17 protein-coding genes and 2 pseudogenes are annotated in these 18773 nt (G+C 69.1%); 7 read left to right on the forward strand and 12 right to left on the reverse strand.

The features are described 5' to 3' along the window. Positions 1–98: 98 nt before the first annotated feature. From P696_RS0100305 to P696_RS58995, 4 genes and pseudogenes are all read right to left on the reverse strand, one after another. Entirely contained in the window at positions 99–335 is a 237-nt protein-coding gene (locus tag P696_RS0100305; protein WP_026410786.1) for a recombinase family protein, read from the reverse strand. A 17-nt stretch (positions 336–352) separates the two neighbouring features. Next, the gene (locus P696_RS0100310; protein ID WP_245627452.1) at positions 353–1498 is read right to left on the reverse strand and encodes a winged helix DNA-binding domain-containing protein; all 1146 of its coding nucleotides are present in this window, start codon (positions 1496–1498) and stop codon (positions 353–355) included. Between the two features lie 58 nt (positions 1499–1556). Continuing rightward, the gene (locus P696_RS0100315) at positions 1557–2399 is read right to left on the reverse strand and encodes an NAD(P)H-binding protein (RefSeq protein WP_026410788.1); all 843 of its coding nucleotides are present in this window, start codon (positions 2397–2399) and stop codon (positions 1557–1559) included. Between the two features lie 204 nt (positions 2400–2603). Then, positions 2604–2724: pseudogene (locus P696_RS58995) on the reverse strand (epoxide hydrolase N-terminal domain-containing protein); the annotation flags it as partial. A gap of 63 nt (positions 2725–2787) precedes the next feature. Here P696_RS58995 and P696_RS55500 point away from each other — a divergent pair. The 3 genes and pseudogenes from P696_RS55500 to P696_RS0100330 form a co-directional block, all read left to right on the forward strand. After that, positions 2788–2892 (forward strand): annotated as a pseudogene (locus P696_RS55500) (DNA-binding transcriptional regulator); the annotation flags it as partial. A gap of 317 nt (positions 2893–3209) precedes the next feature. Next, positions 3210–4382 carry an acyltransferase family protein gene (locus P696_RS0100325; RefSeq protein WP_084336587.1) on the forward strand — a complete coding sequence of 391 codons (1173 nt, stop codon included), beginning with the start codon at positions 3210–3212 and terminating at the stop codon, positions 4380–4382. A 510-nt stretch (positions 4383–4892) separates the two neighbouring features. Further along, the gene (locus P696_RS0100330) at positions 4893–6086 is read left to right on the forward strand and encodes an alpha/beta hydrolase family protein (protein WP_026410791.1); all 1194 of its coding nucleotides are present in this window, start codon (positions 4893–4895) and stop codon (positions 6084–6086) included. 519 nt (positions 6087–6605) lie between these two features. On the opposite strand, the gene P696_RS42185 is transcribed toward P696_RS0100330, so the two are convergent. The 5 genes from P696_RS42185 to P696_RS42190 form a co-directional block, all read right to left on the reverse strand. Beyond that, entirely contained in the window at positions 6606–8633 is a 2028-nt protein-coding gene (locus P696_RS42185; protein ID WP_051466458.1) for a glycosyltransferase family 39 protein, read from the reverse strand. Beyond that, complete coding sequence (locus tag P696_RS0100345; RefSeq protein ID WP_026410793.1) at positions 8630–9904, reverse strand: bifunctional glycosyltransferase family 2/GtrA family protein; 1275 nt, start codon at positions 9902–9904, stop codon at positions 8630–8632. Before P696_RS0100345 ends, P696_RS42185 begins: the two co-directional genes overlap by 4 nt. 109 nt (positions 9905–10013) lie before the next feature. After that, complete coding sequence (locus tag P696_RS0100350) at positions 10014–11396, reverse strand: sensor histidine kinase (RefSeq protein WP_026410794.1); 1383 nt, start codon at positions 11394–11396, stop codon at positions 10014–10016. Next, entirely contained in the window at positions 11393–12127 is a 735-nt protein-coding gene (locus P696_RS0100355) for a response regulator transcription factor (RefSeq protein ID WP_026410795.1), read from the reverse strand. The genes P696_RS0100350 and P696_RS0100355 overlap by 4 nt, the downstream gene beginning before the upstream one ends. 163 nt (positions 12128–12290) lie before the next feature. Beyond that, complete coding sequence (locus tag P696_RS42190; protein WP_051466460.1) at positions 12291–13256, reverse strand: UTP--glucose-1-phosphate uridylyltransferase; 966 nt, start codon at positions 13254–13256, stop codon at positions 12291–12293. 422 nt (positions 13257–13678) lie between these two features. Between P696_RS42190 and P696_RS0100365 the strand changes: the two genes are divergently transcribed. Together P696_RS0100365 and P696_RS42195 are read left to right on the forward strand one after the other, a co-directional pair. Further along, entirely contained in the window at positions 13679–14329 is a 651-nt protein-coding gene (locus P696_RS0100365) for a hypothetical protein (RefSeq protein WP_157429439.1), read from the forward strand. Between the two features lie 398 nt (positions 14330–14727). Continuing rightward, positions 14728–15267, forward strand: a complete 540-nt coding sequence (locus P696_RS42195) for an SMI1/KNR4 family protein (protein WP_245627453.1) — start codon at positions 14728–14730, stop codon at positions 15265–15267. A gap of 30 nt (positions 15268–15297) precedes the next feature. Here P696_RS42195 and P696_RS0100375 read toward each other — a convergent pair whose 3' ends face one another. Then, entirely contained in the window at positions 15298–15858 is a 561-nt protein-coding gene (locus P696_RS0100375) for a flavoprotein (RefSeq protein ID WP_026410797.1), read from the reverse strand. A 577-nt stretch (positions 15859–16435) separates the two neighbouring features. Here P696_RS0100375 and P696_RS0100380 point away from each other — a divergent pair. Continuing rightward, positions 16436–16906, forward strand: a complete 471-nt coding sequence (locus P696_RS0100380; protein ID WP_026410798.1) for a GNAT family N-acetyltransferase — start codon at positions 16436–16438, stop codon at positions 16904–16906. A gap of 3 nt (positions 16907–16909) precedes the next feature. On the opposite strand, the gene P696_RS53800 is transcribed toward P696_RS0100380, so the two are convergent. Next, positions 16910–17155 carry a hypothetical protein gene (locus tag P696_RS53800; protein WP_245627454.1) on the reverse strand — a complete coding sequence of 82 codons (246 nt, stop codon included), beginning with the start codon at positions 17153–17155 and terminating at the stop codon, positions 16910–16912. A gap of 345 nt (positions 17156–17500) precedes the next feature. On the opposite strand from P696_RS53800, the gene P696_RS0100390 reads away from it, so the two are divergent. Next, positions 17501–18493 carry a hypothetical protein gene (locus tag P696_RS0100390; protein ID WP_157429440.1) on the forward strand — a complete coding sequence of 331 codons (993 nt, stop codon included), beginning with the start codon at positions 17501–17503 and terminating at the stop codon, positions 18491–18493. On the opposite strand, the gene P696_RS0100395 is transcribed toward P696_RS0100390, so the two are convergent. After that, on the reverse strand, positions 18490–18675 hold the full coding sequence (locus tag P696_RS0100395) for a DUF397 domain-containing protein (protein ID WP_026410800.1): 186 nt from the start codon (positions 18673–18675) through the stop codon (positions 18490–18492). The two genes, P696_RS0100390 and P696_RS0100395, sit on opposite strands and share 4 nt — an antisense overlap. Between the last annotated feature and the right edge of the window lie 98 nt (positions 18676–18773).

The raw sequence follows: 18773 nt of genomic DNA on the forward strand, positions 1-18773 counted from the left end.
ACGGTGAACCGTCCCGTTCACGGCACTAGTGATGGCCTTCTGAACAACCCGTCCTCGACATGGGCATAAGGGCCACGGCAGGGGCCACGGTTGGTCGGTCATGAGGTCGTTTCCGGCGTTGCGGTTTGAGCGCGTTCCAGGACCCGGTAGACCGTGGCGCGGCCCACGGAGAAGGATTCCATCAGGTCGGCTTCGAACTTGGCGAGGGTGGCCAGGAGGTTGAAGAACATCTCGCCCATCGGATCGGCGGGGTCATGGATCGTGCCGCCGACGGACAGGCGGACGCCGCGGCTGACGAGGGTGTCGCCGATGGCGCGGGCGTCTGTGGATGGCACACATGAGCAGGGCCTGCTCACTGCCGATCGCTTTTCTCGCCGGCGACCGCCTCGTCAAAGCCGACGAGCGTGGCCCTGCCGCTGCGGAGGTCGTGGACGGCGCCGGGCGCGGCGAACTCCAGCAGCCGGGCGCCTTCGGTCTCGACCTCGGCGCGCTCGGTGGCGGTCAGCGGCCGGAACGGGTCGATCTCCAGAGTCGCTGACGCCTTGCCCGGGTGGAGCTTCCAGGCGCCCGTCACCTGCCCGTCCACCAGGAAGGTGGCGCGCATTCCGTTGCGTGTCATGACTCGCTTGCGGGCCTCCCCCGAGATCACGCGGGCGCGGTCGGCGTGGGAGGCCAGCAGGTTGTCGTATTCGGGCAGGAAGCGGACCGGCGCGTGGGCGTCGGCGCCGGGGCGTGGCGCATTCGGCAGGTCGAACAGCTCCACCCCGTGCTCGTCGCGGAAGACCGCCAGTTGCGGCCGTAGCCTCTCCAGGACGGGACGCAGCCGGGTTCGGCCGGCCCATGTCTGCACGTCGGCGACCGAGGCCGGGCCGAACGCGGCGAGGTAGCGCAGCACTATGTGTTCGGAGTCGGCGGCGGAGGCGGGCTCGGCTCCGGTCCAGCCGGCCGCCGTCGCGTACCGGGTGGTGCCGCCGACGCCCCAGACGGCGCGTGGCGGCACCTGGACCAGCGGCACGAGGTTGCGCACCACGGTGGCGAGCGCGCGGGGCTCGTGATCGGGCCACCGCTCGTGCAGCGCCGCCCTGAGTTCCTTGGGGGTGAGGTGCCGTGCGTCGAGCAGCGCCCGGCCCGACTCCGCCACGGCCACACGGTCCAGACCGGTCAGGGCCGTTCTGAATGCAATGTCCAGCTCACGGTCGAGCGCGGGCTGCGCCCATGGCCGCAACGAGCGGTAGTCCGCCGTGGTGACCAGGTGGACGGTGCTACGCATCAGCGCGACCCGCACCAGGCGGCGCTCAGTCAGCGCGTCCGCCAGGTCGGCGGTACCGAACTTCCGCAACCTGCTCCAGAGCCCGAAGTAGGGCGCGTACGGCGCCTGCGCCTGCATGCCGACCAGCCAGGTGACCGCCTCCTCAGCGGTCGCGTCGGCCCGTTCCAGCAGCCACTGACGGGCCAGCAGGGCTCTCCCCAACTCCCGTCGCCCCAGTACCTGTGCCACCGTGCCGTCCTCTCCGTCCACACGGCTGGGGCGGCGGATGCCGTCCCAGCATCGTTGATCAGCCGCCGAAGTCGGCCCGGTGATCCGCGGCCCACCGGGCGTAGGTCCGCGCGGGGTGCCCGGTGATCTGCTCGATGACGTCGTTGACCGGCGCGGGCTTGCCGACCGCCTGCGCCATGAGAGCGAACAGCGCGGCCAGGAACTCGGGGTCCATGAACCGGCTCATCTGCTCCAGCACAGGCTCCGGGGCGAGGTCCTCGACGGTGAGCGGGCGCCCCAGCGTCTCGCCGAGGATGCGGACCTGCTGTGTCTGGGTGAGCGACTCGGGGCCGGTCAAGTCGTACGCCCGCCCCGCGTGCCCGCCGCCGATCAGGATCCGCGCGGCCACCTCGGCGACGTCACGCTCGTGCACGGCACTGAAGGCCGCTTCGGTGTACGGCGCGCGAACGACGTCGCCGCCCTGGAGCTGCATCGCGAACGTCAACGAGTTGATGGCGGGGAACAGCAGCCGCAGGAACGTCCACTCGATTCCGGACGCCTCGACGGCCCGCTCGACGTCGCGGTGGTACTGGGCGATCACGTCGGGCTGCCGCTCGGCGCCCGGGACGACCGCCCCCGAGGACAGGAACACCATCCGACGCACCCCGGCCCGGCCCGCGGCCGCCAGCAGCGGAGCGACATCCATCCCGTACTGCAGAACCAGGAAGGCGGCCTGGACGCCGGCCAACGCCGCCGGCAATGTCTCGGGCTTGGTCAGATCGGCCCGGACGACGTCGACTTCCTGCGGGAGCCCGGCCCGCTCCGGAGTACGGGTCAGCGCCCGCACCGGGGCACCCGCGGTGACCAGCTCCTCTACCGCCTGACGTCCGAAGTGTGCCGTGGCACCGATGACGAGATACATGAGATTTCCTTCATGTGAATACACGGGTCTGAGGGGGCCGCCGACAACCGGCGGCGGATCAGCGAACCTTGCCGAAGAGCTGCCGGATGTCGCCGACGAACAGATCGGGGGCGTCGTGCGCGGCGACGGCGAACGTCCGGATGGACTGGAAGTCCCAGGCGAAGTCGGCCAGGCCGAGGGCACGGTGGTCGGGCGGCGCCGACTCGCCCGCGGGCAGTTCCTCCGCCCACCGGGTCCGCGCCAGCCGCTGCTGGAGATCGTCGAGGTCGGCCTGGGGGATGCCGATCCGGAACGGGGCGGTCGTGCTGTCGTTCGTCATGGTCATCAGCGTAGGATCCATTTAGGCAGAGTTCGTTCCTAATGAACCCCGGGCGGCGGACTCCGAAGAATGTTGGAAACCTCGGCGCGGCTGCTGCGCCTGCTCCAGACGCCCCGCGAGTGGACCGGCGCCGAACCGGCCGAGCGGCTGGCGGTCAGCACCCGCACCGTCCGCAACCACCCAGCTCACCCGTGCACGCGACTTCGGACATTCACATGCGCTGGACGATCTCGACTGTCCGTCACCGATCTCCAACGGTCACCGAAGGGCGCGTCGACGGCCCGAAGGGGTGAGCGGCTCGGAGATCAGCCCCGTTGACAGCAGGGCAGAGGCGCACTTTCGGTTGTCCCCATTCTCTGGCCGGATCGGTATGTTTAGCATCAATTACAGAAAGTAGTTGTTCGGCCAATATTTGCTTGAGATGTGGGCCGTCGGCGGCCACAGTGGCCTGAGGAACCCTTGGATGGTGGACGGAAGGCGGGTGGCACGCCATGACCAAGCCGGCCACCCGCTCCACGCGGCGCCTCCACTCCCTGACCGGCCTGCGTGCGGTCGCAGCGGGCTTCGTACTCGTACCCCATGCGTTGTTCATCCCCCTTCATTATGCAAATGTCGCCGCCCAAAAAGCCGCCGCCGCACTGCTTCCTCTGGCCACCGCAGCCGTCAGTCTCTTCTTCATACTCTCCGGAACCGTCCTCACTTGGTCGGCTCGAGAGTCGGATACCAGGGCCCAGTTCTGGCGACGTCGGATGGTCCGGATATACTCGAACCACTCCATGGCATGGATTCTGGCCGTGTTTCTCGTCGCCACTTTTGGGAGCCAAGCGACTTTCGCCGCTCCCGGCGATGCAAGCTTTGACGTCTTCAGCCAAATAGCAGGTCTCGTCCTGCTGCAGTCCTGGATCCCGGCGGGCGACCACCTCCCGTTCGTCGCCAACCCACCCAGCTGGTCCCTGGCATGCGAAGTCTTCTTCTACGCGCTCTTCCCGTTCCTTCTCCCGGGCATCCGCAGAATCCCGCCTCGCCATCTCGCGCCGGCCAGCGCGGCTGCCGTGGCAGTCTGCCTGTCAGTTCCATGTCTGGCTCTCATGTTCGACGGTTCCAGTACCGTGCCCGACGTTCCTGTTCCCCTCGACCAAATCTGGTTCGCCTACACACTGCCTCTCATGAGACTTCCGGAGTTCGTTCTCGGGATGCTGGCCGCACGCATGCTCCAAGAGGGCATCTGGCCACAAGTGCCCCTGCGATACGGCATCGGCCTCGCCCTGGCCGCGATGGCGATGCTCGCTTTCCTTCCCCCTGTTTTCGCGTTCGGGCCCTACTTTGCGCTTCCGATGCTGCTGATCGTGGCAGGGACGGCAAGCCGTGAACTCCACAAAGCCCCTTCTTTTCTGCATCATTCCGTTATGGTCTACCTGGGCGACCGCTCTTATGCGCTGTACATCATCCACTACGTCGTGATCACGTATCTGTGCCGGTTCGTATTCGGATGGGACGCAGCGCTCGGCATCCTGGGCGCGACCGCGTGCTCGCTACTCCTGAGCATTCCCTGCTCCCTTGCAGCGGCCTGGCTGCTGCACAGATACGTGGAAAGGCCGGCCATGGCCCGCCTATCGGGCCGTCCGGCGACGACGAGCCCGGGCGGGCGAAACCTTACTGCGTAAAGAGCGCTGGCGGGAGCGGGCTGGAACGGGTTGATCTGGGTGAGATTCCCTACGGCGAAGCGGTTGGGCAGATGGGCTGCTGGGTCCGCCAGCGGCAAGAGGGGGTGATCGCAGATCGGGCCTGGCCGCGTTCTCGACGTTCACGGCCTGCGGACTGCCCGAGGTCGCCATGACCCCCTTTGCGGAAATGGCCGCCGCCATGGGAAAGGCCGCGCCCGCCGAAGGAGCGGTACGCGGCGCTGTAGCCGCCGCACTGGTGCAGCGCCGCGTTGATCCTTCGGGGGTTCATGCGGCTTTGAGTGGGCTGCCGTCGCAGGTCCAGCGGTAGGGCTTGGCGTCGTGTTCGTCGTAGGCCAAGACGAAGGTGGCGCTCGACGATGCCGGCGAAGGGAACCCCGCGCCGCACGACATACTCCCGGCGGATGACTCCGGTACATCGTGGGGGCTACGAACGACTTTACATCTATGGGCTGATTCGGTACGGGAGCTGTGGAACCTAGCGTCCATCCCATGAAACGCAATCGCCGTATCAGCGCTGTCGCGGTGCTGGCGCTCGCCGCCCTCGCCACCGGAACCGGCACCGGGTTCGCCGCCACGACCACACGGGTGGCCACACACACGTTCGACACCGCACCGGCCACGGCCACCGCGCCCTCGCGGTCCTTCCAAGGCACGCTCCCCGCGCCGACCGGCCCCTACGCCGCCGGCGAGGACGTCATCCACCTCACCGACGCGAGCCGTCCCGACCCGTGGGTGCCGTCATCCGGCCCCCGCCAACTGACCGTCACGATGGTCTACCCGGCCGTCCCCGGGACCGGGACTCCGGCCCCGTATATGACCCTCGCCGAGGCAGCCGGATCCATCCAGCACCGGAAGCTGCCGGCGAGCTCCGGCGTCACCCCACAGAACCTTTCCAGCGTCACCACTCACGCCTTCGACGGCGCGCGGCCGAAGAGCGGCAAGTATCCGCTGGTGGTCCTCTCACCCGCATACGAGGACCCGCGCATGACGCTCACCTCACTCGCGACCGACCTGGCCAGTCACGGCTACGTCGTCGCGCTCGTCGGCCACACCTACGAGGACACCGGCGAGACGCTGGCGAACGGCCAGACGCCGCCGTGCGCGATCTGCGATGACCCGGCGCTCGACTTCGGCTCCGTCACCGCCAGCCGCGCGCTGGACGTGTCGTTCGTGATCGACCGGTTGAAGCATGGCAATACCGCGTGGCGCCTGGCACACCTCATCGACAAGCACGAGATCGGCATGGCCGGACACTCCCTCGGCGGAGCGGCGGCCGCCGCCACGATGATCGCCGACCCGCGAGTACGGGCCGGAGTGAACATGGACGGCTCCTTCGACCCGGCCCCGATGCCCGGCCAGATCAACCGGCCATTCCTCATGTTGGGTATTCCCGCCAACCACTCGGTCGGCGGCCACGACACCACGTGGGGGCAGACCTGGGCCGCCCTCGGCGGCTACAAGAAGTGGCTGACGGTCGCCGGCGCCGACCACTTCAGCTTCAGCGACCTGCCCGTGCTTCTGGAGCAGGCCGGGTTCCCGACGCCGACCCTCTCCCCGGAACGCGGGGTGGTGATCACCCGCGAGTACGTGAAAGCGTTCTTCGACCAAACGCTGAAGGGGAGCCACAGTCCGCTGCTGGACGGCCCCTCGCCGAACGACCCGGAAGTACTCTTCCAGCACTAGCGCAGCGCCGCGTTGATCCTTCGGGGGTTCATGCGGCTTTGAGTGGGCTGCCGTCGCAGGTCCAGCGGTAGGGCTTGGCGTCGTGTTCGTCGTAGGCCAAGACGAAGGTGCGGGTGGCCGCGGCCAGTTCGTCGCGGGAGGCGAACTGGCCGCGGCGTAGTAGACGTCGGGTCAGGGTGAAGAACAGCTCGACTTGGTTGAGCCAGCTGGCGTGTTTGGGTGTGGTGGATGTTGAAGCGGGGACGGGTGGCCAGCCAGTCCTTCGTCTTCTTCGCGACGTGGGATGAGCCGCTGTCTATGACCAGGTGGACGCTGGTGCCGGCGGGGATGGACTCGTTGAGTTGGCGTAGGGAGCCGATGAAGGTGTCGGCGTTCGTCATTCCCTCGGCCAGTGGCAGGACCACCGAAGCCCGCTGCACCTGCCCGAACGGCGCCCGCAACGCCGCGGTCCCTTCGTCCTGCCAGGTCCGGTGCCAGCGCCGCACCGGTCGCACACTCCACGACAACACCCTTTGAAGGTCAGTGGTTGGCCGGTGAGGTGAGGTCGTAGAGGGTGTATTCGCCGAGGGTGGTTTGGGTGAAGTTCGTGTCCACCCAGTTCGCGATTTCGAAGCTGGTCGGCTTTTCGCCTCGGTTTCCGGGAGGGCCGCCATTGCCGGGAGAGCCGCCATTGCCGGGAGGGCCGCCGTTGCCGGGAGGGCCGCCGTTGCCGGGTGGGCCGCCGTTGCCGGGTGGGCCGCCGTTGCCGGGTGGGCCGCCATGTTTGGCGCCGATCTGGGGGCCGCCTCCCTCGATGTAGTAGCGGACTTGGCGTGCGGCGACCAGTGCTTTGAACTGTTCGAGTGTGGGTGCCGGGTCGTGCATGCCGAACCCGCCGATGCAGATGATCGGGGTGTTGCTGTCGAGTTGGAGCTTGGCGCCGTTCTGTGCGCCGATTGTCGCGGCCGACCATCGGGTGCCGGCGGATCGCAGCAGTGTGACCAGATCGGCGTCCGTGGTGGCCGGCTCGTCCCCTGTCTGGCCGGCCGGGCCCGGACCGCCCGCTTGGTTCGGAGTGCTGGCCTGGGGTCCGGCCAGCCCCGTGTCGGAGTGCGGTGTCGCGGCGGTGTCCAGCGCGTACGCGATGGGCCCGGCGAGCGCGCTGACCGAGACGGCCAGCGCGGTGGTGGCCACGGCACGCCGGGTGACGGCGCCGAGCAGGATCGCGGCGACGGCGACGGCGGCGGTCGCGACGACGATCCACCGCAGCCATGGCACGAAGTCGGGCACGCGGCCGAGGAGCACCCAGCCCCAGGCCGCGGTCCCGATCACCACCACGGCGAGGGTGACCCGGCCCGGCCAGGAGCCCCGGTGTCGCCACAGCCGGTGGCCGCCGATCGCGACGAGGGCGGCGAGTCCGGGTGCCAGCGCCACGGTGTAGTACTCGTGGAAGATCCCGCTCATCAGGCTGAAGACCAGCCCGGTGGTGAGAGTCCAGCCGCCCCAGATGATGAGCGCGGCGCGCACGGGGTCGGTGCGGGGGCGGTGACGGGTCAGCCAGAGCCCGGTGACGAGCAGCGCGAGAGCCGCGGGCAGCAGCCAGCCGGCCTGCCCGGCGGTCGATTCGTTGAACATGCGCAGCCAGCCGCTCTGTCCGCCGAAGCCCGCCGTCCCGCCTCCGAAGCCCCCGCCTCGGGCGCTCCGCATGCCGGTGGGGTTGCCGCTTCCGCCGAAGACGCGACCGAGGCCGTTGTAGCCGAGCGCGAGCTCAAGTGCGCTGTTGTTCGTGGATCCTCCGATGTAGGGACGGCTGCCGGACGGCCACAGTTCGACGGCCGCGAACCACCAGCCGCCGCTCACCACGATCGCGACGCCGGCCGCGAGGAGCTGGCGGATCCGTCGCCACGACCCGGTGGGCGCGGCGAAGAGGTAGGCGAGCGTGAACCCGGGCAGCACGAGGAACGCCTGGGCCATCTTGGTGAGGAACGCCAGGCCCATCAGCACTCCGGCGAGCAGCAGCCAGCGGGTGCCCGCCTTCTCGATCGCACGCACCGTCGCGTAGGCGGCGGCGGTCATGAGCAGCACGAGCAGCGCTTCGGGATTGTTGAACCGGAACATCATCGTCGCCACGGGGGTCGACGCGAGCACGGCGCCGGCGACGAGCGCCGCCTGCGGCCCGCTGACCCGGCGGACCGCGGCGTGGAGCAGCGCCACGGCCGCGACCCCCATCAGGGCCTGCGGCACGAGCATGCTCCACGGGGAGAACCCGAAGACCCGCGCGGAGAGCGCCATCACCCACAGCGAGCCGGGTGACTTGTCGACGGTGATGATGTTCCCGACATCGAGCGAGCCGAAGAAGAACGCGGTCCAGTCCTGTGCCATCGCCTGGACGGCCGCGGCGTAGTAGGTGTTGGCCCAGCCGACGGCGGCGAGGTTCCACAGGTGCAGCACGGCGGTGCCGCCGAGCAGCACGGTCAGCGCGACCAGCTCGCCCCGGCCGCGTCGATGCCCGGTGGTGCCGGGCGAGGGGGCCGGTGGTGCGGGTGGGATGGTCTGCGTGATGGTCATGCGGAGGTCTCCTGTGCCGGGGGTGCGTCGTCGGCGCGGCGGGTGCGGAAGATCCAGGAGCGGAACGCGACGAACCGCAGCACGGTGGCGGTCGCGTTGGCGGCGACGAGCGCCAGGATCTCGACGCCGCCCCGTCCGGCGGTGGGCGCCCAGGCCTCCAGCGCGGCGAGCGCGCCGGAGGTGAGCGCCAAACCGAGGCCGAACACCACCAGCCCCTGGAACTGGTGGACGGCGACACTCCCGCGGCCGCGCACACCGAAGGTCAGGCGCCGGTTGGCCGCGGTGTTGGCGACGGCGGTCACGAGCAACGCGACGAGGTTGGCCGCCAGGGGGCCGAGCGTGCCGCGCAGCAGTACGTACAGAGCCAGGTGGCTGAGTGTGCTGACCGCGCCGATCACCGCGAATCGTGCGAGCTGACCGGGCAGGCCGGGCGGGACACCCGCGGCGCCGGCGTCGGCGCGTAGCGCGCTGCGCCCGAGTTGGTGGCGCAGGTGCGCCACGGGGAGTCGCCCTGTCATGAGCGCCCGGCCCAGCCGGGCGATGCCCCTGAGGTCGGCGACGACGGTGGCGACGATGTCGACCCGCGAGTCGGGATCGTCGATCCAGTCGACGGGCACCTCGTGGATGCGCAGGTCCGACCGCTCGGCGAGCACCAGCATCTCGGTGTCGAAGAACCAGCTGGTGTCCTCCACCAGCGGCAGCAGGCGCCGGGCCACGTCGGCGCGGATGGCCTTGAACCCGCACTGCGCGTCGGAGAACCGGGTGGCCAGCGTGCGGTGCAGCAGCACGTTGTAGCCGCGGGAGATGAACTCGCGTTTCGCACCGCGCACCACACGCGAACCCCGGCTGAGCCTGGTGCCGATGGCGAGGTCGGAGTGCCCGGAGATCAGCGGTGCGACCAGCGGCAGCAGCGCGGCGAGGTCGGTGGACAGATCGACGTCGCAGTAGGCCAGCACCTGGGCGTCGGAGGACGACCACACCGTCCGCAGCGCGCGTCCACGGCCCTTCTCGGCCAGCCGCATCAGAGTGACCGCCGGCAGCTCCTCGGCGAGGCGGGTCCCGATGGCCTGGGTCGCGTCCGTGCTGGCGTTGTCGGCGATGGTGATCCGAAAGCTGTACGGCAGCTCGCTGAGCAGGTGGGCGTGCAGTCGCCGGATCGACGGCTCCAGGTCCTTTTCCTCGTTGTGGACGGGTACGGCGATGTCGAGCACGGGGTGCGCGGGTCGGGGACGGCCCGGTTTCGGCTCGGTCTCCGAGGTATCAACACTCATGCCGTCCACGGTGTCGATCGTCGCTGTGCGGTCCGTTTGCCTGACCTGTGCGGCCGCTGTGCGTTGACGAGGTGACGGGTGACGAGGTGACGGGTGAGGAGCCGGTCGCTCAGCGGGGCGCGGACGGCGCGGGCAGCCACACCGAGAACGCGGTCCGGCCGGGCCGGCTGACCACACTGACCTTCCCCCCGTGCGCGGTCACCACGGCGTCGACGATCGCGAGGCCCAGACCCGTCGACCCGCTGGTCCGTGAGCGCGACGACGAACCGCGGGCGAACCGTTCGAACACGTGCGGGAGCAACCCGGCCCGGATCCCGGGACCGGAGTCCACCACCCAGATGCGCGTGCCGTCGTCGGCGGCGGCCGATCCGACGGTGACGTCGGTCCCGGGCGGGGTGTGGGTGCGCGCGTTGGCCAGCAGGTTGCCGAGGACCTGTGCCAGGCGTGCCGCGTCGCCGGTGACCACCAGGGGATCGTCGGGCAGGTCCAGCCGCCAGCGATGGTCCGGACCGGCGGCGTGAGCGTCGCTGACGGCATCGATGACGAGCCGTGTCAGGTCCACCGGTTCGCGTTCGAGGGGGCGGCCCGCGTCCAGCCGGGCGAGCAGCAGGAGGTCCTCGACGAGCGAGCTCATCCGCTCGGCCTGCGACGAGATCCGGTTCAGCGCGTGCGCCGCCTCGGGACCGAGTTCGTCGTCGCGGCGGGTCAGCTCGGCGTAGCCGCGGATCGCGGCCAGCGGCGTGCGCAGCTCGTGGCTGGCGTCGGCCACGAAGCGGCGCAGCCGCGTCTCGGAGTCCTGGCGTGCCTCCAGCGCGGAGCCGACGTGATCGAGCATGCGGTTGAAGGCCGCTCCGACCTGGCCGACCTCGGTGCCGGCGCCGGCATGGGGCACCCGTTCGCCGAGGTCGACCTCGCCACGGTCCAGCGGCAGCGCGCTCACCCGCGCGGCGGTCGCGGCGACGCGTCGCAAAGGTCGCAGCTCACGGCGGATGAGAACGGCCCCGGCCGTCCCGGCGCCGAGCAGGGTGACACCGGCGACGACGAGTTCCGTTCTGACCAGGGCCGCGACCGTCTCGTCCACGGTCGCCTCGGGCAGACCGGTCACGAAGACCTCGCCTGAGGCCCCGTTCACGGCGACCATCCGGTACTCGCCGAGCCCGGTCAGGTCGAGGGTGCGTGGCAGGGCGCCGGGGGACAGGGGGAGCAGCTCCGCGGGCTCGGGGACCGGGCGCTCACCGGCCGCGTTGAGCATCCTGGCCTCCAGCACCCGCCCGTCCCGCACGACCGCCACCAGCATGCCGTTCCCTGGAGCGAAGAAGGCGGCGTCGCCCGATCCGAAGCGATGACTCGCCGAGCGCAGGTCACCGTCGAGACGGTCGATGAGGAAACCGCGCAACACCACCGCCGTGATGACCACGATCACCGACCCCGCGACGGCGAGCAGCAGCAGCACCAGGGCCACCAGCCGCGCCCGAAGCGACCAGGTCCTCACCCGTCGACCGCCGGCTTCAGGACGTACCCGGCGCCACGAACGGTGTGGATCATGCCGGGGCGTCCGGCGTCGATCTTCTTGCGCAAGTAGGAGACATAGAGTTCGACGACGTTGAACTGCCCGCCGAAGTCGTAGTTCCAGACCCGGTCGAGGATCTGCGCCTTGGACACCACGCGTTTCGGGTTGCGCATCAGGTAGCGCAGCAGGTCGAACTCCTTGGCGGTCAACTCGACCAGGTCGCCGTCGCGGCGGACCTCGTGGCTGTCCTCGTCGAGGGTCAGGTCGCCCACCACGAGGAGCGAGCCCTGCCTCGCCGCCGTCATACCGGCCCGGCGCAGCAGCCCGCGCAGCCGCGCGAGGAGTTCCTCCAGGCTGAACGGCTTGGTGACGTAGTCGTCGCCCCCCGCGGTCAGTCCCGCGATCCGGTCCTCGACGGCGTCCTTGGCGGTGAGGAACAGCACCGGCAGTTCCGGGTTCTCCGCCCGCATCCGCCGCAGCACCTCAAGCCCGTCCAGGTCGGGCAGCATGACATCGAGGATGACGGCATCGGGACGGAACTCCCGCGTCGCCCGCATCGCCGACGCCCCGTCGGCCGCGGTCCGTATCTCACAGCCCTCGTAGCGCAGCGCCAGCGCCAGCAGTTCCGACAGGGTCGCCTCGTCGTCGACGACCAGGACGCGCACCAGGCTGCCGTCCGGCCGACGCAGCCCGCCCTTGTTCACCTCGATCACATGCCGAGCCTCGCATGTGCGGCTGTGCCACCAATAGGCGATTCCTGTGTGTTTCCTGTGAGAGTGTCGAGCCTGTCCAAGACTCGGCCCTCCGGCCCGACACGCCGGACTGCCGCCTGGACGTCCCGGTTCAGGAGGTTCACGTGCGCGCCAGGCCAGGTGCTCAGGGGTGGCTCGAGCCGTGGCCGCCTGGCGTTGGACGGCTCGTTGGGGTGTGCCCGGCGGGACGAAAGTCCTCCGCGAGGTCGCGCAGGATGGGGCCGTACTTCGGGTGGGCGAGAGCGAAGGCCATCTGGGCGACGAGGTAGTCGGACGGGTTGCCGGTGTCGTACCAGCGTCCCTGGATGACCTGCCCGTATGCGTCCTTGGTGGAGGCGTAGGCGTTGATGGCGTCGGTCAGGTAGACCTCGCCCATCGGGTGGCCCTGCTTCTCGGCTTCGTACCAGCGTCGTGTCTGCTCGCGCAGTTCGTCGATGATGCCGGGGGTGACGACGTAGCCGCCGATCGCCGCGTATGAGGACGGCGCGTCGGCAGGGGCGGGCTTTTCGACCAGGCCGGTGATGCGCAGGAGGCCGTCGCCGAGGTCGTCCTTGACGATCGGCACGCCATAGCGTTGGGAGTCGCCGGGGTCCATGGGCATGAGGGCCAGGACCGGGCAGCCCGTCCGCTCGTAGGCGCGGATCAGCTGCTGGGCGCGGGGCACCTCGGCCACGAACACGTCGTCGGGCCACAGCACCAACACGGGCTCGTCGCCGAACGACCGGGCGGCGTTGAGGACCGGGGTGCCGTTGCCGTAGGGGCCGTGCTGGTCGAGATAAGTGATGTGGCCTCGGTGGGCGAGCTCGGCGACCTCCTCCACCGCGTCCGCGTAGGCCGTCTTGCCGTCGGCGCGCAGCTGCGCGACCAGGGCCGGGTTGGGCCTGAAATGGTCCTGGATGATGGATTTGCCGCCGGAGACGACGATGGTGATGTCGGTGATGCCTGAGTCGACCAGTTCCCGCACGGTGTGCTCGATCACGGGCTGGTCGCCGACCGGCAGCATCTCCTTCGGGATGGCCTTGGTCAGGGGCAGCAGGCGGGAGCCGAGTCCGGCGGCGGGGATCACGGCCCTGCGGATCGTCGGGGACATCAGGTCTCTCCCGGTCGTCGAACGGCACGCCGCACCTGCTGATACGGCATTCCCGACGCTACCAACGCGCCGCTTCCAGGAGCCGACGACACCCACGCTGAGGTCTACCCGACGGCGGCCCCTCCCTGAGCGCGCTCGCGCCTCGAGCCCTGGCGGTGCTCAAGCGCCCGGAATGATGATCCGCATCTCGGGCCGACGCGTCCGATGCCTCACGGCAGAACCTTACTGCGTAAAGGTCAGCGGCCGGTGTCGCCCTCGGCCGCTGGCCGGCGTGTGGTCGGCGCACTGGCGACCGCACGTGAGGAGTCGCCCCCACCTTCAAGGTCGCTGCGTGCTCTCCCCGGGCAGCGCGTTAAAGTCCGCGGCATGTTGTTGATCAAGGAAGACCACATCAGCGGGAGTCGAATCGGGGGGAACCTGGCATGAGTGACGAGGTGTACGTCCCAGGGTCAGGGCAGGGCGAACGGTTCGGCGGTCGCGGACATCGGGGATGGAAACGCTTGATCGTCGGATTACTCGCCGGTGGAGCCGCCGTGGCTGTCGTCGCCACGGCTGTCGTCCTGACGTCGGACGATGACGACGTCGGCACCAGGCCGTACAAGCTCGTCGCCCCCGCCACCATCGCGGGCTTCTCCTTCGATCCCGCCGCCAATGCCCTCGACCCGCCCAGCGAGCTGAGTGAGGACTACCGAGTGCGGCTCAAGGCCGCACTCGGTGGTACGCCCAGCGACCGCATGTCCGTCGTCTACACCGAGGCGGCCAGCGGATTGAAGCTCAGCATCGATGGTATGACGGGCACCGGTTTCATCCCCCGCAAGCACATGTCCGGGAAGAAGAGGCTCGATCGCGAGGCGAACAATCCACTCGAACTCCAGTCCGTGGAGCCAGGTCCCAACGGGGGGTCAGCCGAATGCTCGAATCTGGGAGCAGTAGGTGTCGGATGTTCCTGGCTGACGTCGACGACCTTCGTCGTCGTTCAGTTCAGCCCTAGAACGGGCGCCAACAAGGTCGGGCTGGACCGTGCTGTGGAGCTCCTTCACGCCGTACGGTCCGCTGTGGAGAAACCCGCCTAGCGCGCCCTGATCCTGAGCACTGACCAGACGCGTTCACCGGGTTCGATCAAGCACCCTCGCGGACATCGACGAGCGTGCCACCGGACCCGGTGAACGCGTGCGGTCGACTCGCTGGCCAGAGGTGGGGGCGCTCGAGCGTGGTCGCCGTTCCGGCAAGCAGGAGCACGTCGCAGATCGTTAGCGCCTCCGCGTCCTTCACAAGGATGGGGGCCACTTCAGGCGGGGGCTGGGTGTCGGAGGGGGCGCGTACGGTTTGGGCATGGGTGAGCAGTGGTGGTCGGGTGTGCGGCGGCGGGTTGAGGTGGCGGGGGCGGGGCCTGGGGGCGGCGAGGTGTTCGGGGCGCTTGGGCATGGGTGGGGCTTGGAGGAGCCGCTCACGCGGGACGAGGTTGCTGAGCTTGAGGCTCAGATCGGTGTGCGGGTTGCCGGAGGAGTACCGGGCCTTCCTGCTTCACGTCGGCGCGGGTGGTGCCGGGCCCGCGTACGGGGTGTTCCCGGTTCGGCGGGTGCAGGGCCGCTGGCGGTGGGAGGGCGATTGCGCTGACTTGGCCGACCTTTCGAGGCTTGCTGAGCCGTTCCCCGAGGGCCCGGACGCGAAGCTTGTCGCCGGACTCCTCGCCCAGCGTCCTGAGGAAGAGGACTTCGACGCCATCGAGGACTTCGACGAGGCCAACGAGGCGTGGGAGGAGCGGTGGGAGGGCGTCATGTTCGCGCGGGAGCGCACCGTGGGCGCCCTTGTCATTTCCGACCTGGGCTGCGCGCAGAGGGAGTGGCTGGTCGTCAGCGGCACTCACCGTGGGACGGTCTGGTCCGACTGCCGCGTGGACGACGTCGACCTCGTGCCGCTTCTCGAGGAGGGCGGCACTCCGGTCACCTTCGCCCGCTGGTACCTTCGCTGGCTCGAGGACGCGGAGCGCGGTGCGCTGACAGCGCTGTAGGGCCGTCCGCCGTCCGCGCGTGTGCTGGGCTTAGGGTTTGAGCGCGCCCGGGAGTTCCTGTCGCAGGTGGTTGAGTCGCGTGCGGAGGTCGTTCCAAGGGAAGGTGCCCTCGTTCGCCCCGGGCGAGTCGGGGGCGGGGAGCTGGTCGGGGTCGAGGATGACGGTGACGCCCCAGGCCCGGAGGTCGGCGACGCTGCGTTCGAAGGCGGGGTGGCGGGCCAGGGCCTGGTTGGGCCACGGGACGGCGATGATCGGGCGGCCGAGGCCGAGGGCCTCGTTGAGCAGGCCCAGGGCGAGAGTGTCGCTGATGCCCTGCGCCCATTTGTTGATGGTGTTGAAGGTGGCCGGGACGACGGCGAACGCGTCGGCGGGCGGGAGGACGTCGGGCTCGTCGGGACGCTTGTAGTCGGAGCGGACCGGGTAGCCGGTGAGCGTGCGCAGCTCGTCGGACGGGATGAACCTGGTGCCGGACGGAGTCGCGATCACGCAGACCGTCCAGCCGTCCGCCTGGAGCCGGGGGACGAGGTCCGTGAGGCCGCCGGCGGGTCGTCCGCCACAGGCGATGAGGTAAAGCACCGGTCCGTCGGGCACGTATTCTCCTTGTCGTGGGCGTCGCGCCCAGCCTGTCACGCCTGAGCTGAGGCCGGTTTGTTCGGGAGCCGCGAAGCTGATGGCAGCAAGGCTCCGCCTTTTGCGGGCATGACGGCCAGGGAATGGCAGTACCTGGCTGCCGCAGGTCCGTTCGTGCAGGCTGGGGGGCGACCTTCAATTTCGTCCGGGGGCGGCGTCAGTTTCTCAGAGGGACGAATGGGCGTGTTTCAACCTGCCGACTTCACCATCGCGGTGCCGGACCGCGACATCGTGGACCTACGGCACCGGCTGACGGCGACGCGCCGGCCCCGCGCCTGGCGCAGGCGCGCTGCGATTTCGGCCAGCGCGCGGGTTGCCCGCCTGTCACCTGCCGCCCTGATGGCTTGCCGCGCGGTGCCGAGTCCCGAGCCTGCCAGCCAGACTTTTGAGTCTTGCGGAGGAGCGGGGATCTCGGTGTCACCGCAATGATCGCCTTGGCCAGTGCCGCGTCAGGCGACGTTTGCCCTGTTGGTGATGTGCCGTACGGCTGAGCAGGGGTGTCACCGCTCAGGCGTCGGCGGTATGGGAGGCTGGGCCGGTGCCTGTAACCCTCCGTCCCCTGGACGCCCGACACTTCTCTGCCTGGCTCGAACGCAGTCGAGCCGAGTACGCCAAGGATCTCGTTACTCTGGGGCAAACGTCCGAGGACGCCAACCGGCACGCGGACGAGAGCATGGCTGAGTTCTTTCCGTCCGGGATACCGCTCCCGGAGCATGTGGTCTTCGACGTAGTCGACGATGCCGGGGTGACCGTTGGCTACCTCTGGATCGGACCGGACACGAGCGACGACGCCGGCGCCTGGTGGATCTGGGACATCGTGATCGACGCCGACAAGCGTGGTCGGGGCCTGGGACGAACGGCGATGCTCCTCGGTGAGGAGTACGCCCGGGCGCAGGGCGCTCACACTCTGGGTCTCAGCGTCTTTGGCTTCAACACAGGCGCGCGTGGCCTTTACGAATCGCTCGGCTACGAGACGACCTCGGTGAAGATGCGCAAGAAACTCGACTGAGCCTCAGGCGACATTTGCCCTGATGACGACGGCGCGTAGGCGCCGGTCGTCGGCGTGACGGTTTCGCCAGATGATGTAGCGGCGGATCATGCTGCCCTGTTCTTTGTGGGTGGCGTGGTCCGTACCGTCGAGAGTGAAGTAGCGCAGGGCGGTGAACTGGGCTTCGATGGGATTGAGCCAGGAGCGTTGGTTGGGGTGTAAGCGATCTCGACGTTGTTCGCCGTGGCCCAGGTGCTGACCCGCTGGCACTTCTTCGTGGTCAGGTGCGGGGAGAAGCTGTCACAGACGATCGCGATACGGATTTCGGGCGGGTAGAGGCTGTGTAGGTACCGGCAGAACGGTCTTCCTCTCCGGCGGGATGCTCCTCCGGCGAGTGAACGGAGAGCGAAAGACGCACTCACAAGAGAAGGCCGTAGGGGCCGCCACGATCCTTTACCGGCGCGGGCTTGGCGCAAGGGCTGCCGCTTCGTGCGAACACCGTCGATTTCACGAAGCTCGGTTCCAGAACGGCTGCGTCCTCGCAGTGGACTTGCTGCTGCTGAAGGACTTCACTGACGCGAGATGTGGAACGGCCATCCGGCCTATGCTTCTCGGGTGGCCAGACTTCCTCGCGTCCGCGCTGAGTTGATAGCCGAGTTCGATGAGCCCGTCGGTGCCGGGATCGGCAGAGTCCGCGGCGGCGGTTGGACGGTTCACGACACGGTGGGCAACGTCCTCTTGCTCGGCGCGGATCTGAAAGTTCGAGAACGCTTCCCTGTCCCTGGCCACTTTCGCGACGGCGGACGCTACGACTGGGACGTCCACCCCGGCGGTCGGTGGGCGGTGTTCGCCGGAGTCCACCGCACCGAATGCGTCGGGGCCGACGGCGCGGCCGTTTGGACACTCGATCACCCCGCGCGGCTTACCATCGACGCCGATCCGGTGCCGAGCTGTGCGGTGTTCCATCCCGGCGGCGATGAGTTGTGGGTGTTCGTTCCGGTCCTGGACGACGACCGGTTCGACGACGCCGGGTTCGGCACCCGGCGGCTGGTGGTGGACCTGCCCGGCATGACCGCCACCGGCACTCAGGCGGCCGATGAGTCCTGGGGCCAGGACGTCCTGTTCCATCCGGACGGCCAGCGAACCGGCTCATCCTCCTTCGACGGGCACAGCGTCGACGGGTACTGGTGGCGATGGCAGGACGGCGCGGGATCAGTCGCCGCAGCCGGAGCCGGACACCCGATCGACGTCCACCCCGACGGCACCGCCTGGCTTGGAAACGAATCCTGGACGCTCTCCATCAACCGATTCGAAGCTACGGCCGAGGCGGAAGACGGCGACTCCTCGATCCGATCGAGACATGAGTATGACCAGGCGTCCTTCATGGATCGGGAGCTCATCCTGGCCGTGCCCCGCGAGTCTGACTCCCACGTGTTGCTGGACGTCGGCACACTACGGGTTTCGGCCCTGGTGGAATACCCGAAGACCTTCAGCAACGAGAAGCGGGACGACATCGCCGGAGTAGGTGACGGCACGTGGATCACCACCAGTCGACGCCGGTTCACAGGAACACGACTGCGTCGCTGGCGACCGGCGTCCCAGCCCTAAGTCACCTTGATGATCTGGGTGAGGGCGGCGAGCTCCTCGCGGGTCGTGGTCAGCCGGGGCCCATCGGGGTCCTTGCTGTCGCGCACGCCGACAGCGGATGCGAGGTCAGCGAGTTCGACGCAGTCCCCGCCGTTGTCGGCGCTGTGGCTGCTCTTTCTCCAGCGCGGGTCATCCAGTCCCATGTTCTCGGCCGCCTTCCTGGTCTTGCTGAAGGGTGACGTTCATTGTCGATACCCGTGCCGGGGCTGACCAGACGCTTCCCGAAAGACGAACGCCCCTC

This window comes from Actinomadura oligospora ATCC 43269 (assembly GCF_000518265.1).
Lineage (GTDB): Bacteria > Actinomycetota > Actinomycetes > Streptosporangiales > Streptosporangiaceae > Spirillospora > Spirillospora oligospora.

Excerpts from the sequence above, each read along its gene's own strand:
- P696_RS0100365 (WP_157429439.1), top strand. The coding sequence starts at position 13,679 with ATGAGTGACGAGGTGTACGTCCCAGGGTCAGGGCAGGGCGAACGGTTC.
- P696_RS0100325 (WP_084336587.1), top strand. The coding sequence starts at position 3,210 with ATGACCAAGCCGGCCACCCGCTCCACGCGGCGCCTCCACTCCCTGACC.
- P696_RS0100330 (WP_026410791.1), top strand. The coding sequence starts at position 4,893 with ATGAAACGCAATCGCCGTATCAGCGCTGTCGCGGTGCTGGCGCTCGCC.
- P696_RS0100395 (WP_026410800.1), bottom strand. The coding sequence starts at position 18,675 with ATGGGACTGGATGACCCGCGCTGGAGAAAGAGCAGCCACAGCGCCGAC.
- P696_RS42190 (WP_051466460.1), bottom strand. The coding sequence starts at position 13,256 with ATGTCCCCGACGATCCGCAGGGCCGTGATCCCCGCCGCCGGACTCGGC.
- P696_RS42185 (WP_051466458.1), bottom strand. The coding sequence starts at position 8,633 with ATGACCATCACGCAGACCATCCCACCCGCACCACCGGCCCCCTCGCCC.
- P696_RS0100315 (WP_026410788.1), bottom strand. The coding sequence starts at position 2,399 with ATGTATCTCGTCATCGGTGCCACGGCACACTTCGGACGTCAGGCGGTA.
- P696_RS0100345 (WP_026410793.1), bottom strand. The coding sequence starts at position 9,904 with ATGAGTGTTGATACCTCGGAGACCGAGCCGAAACCGGGCCGTCCCCGA.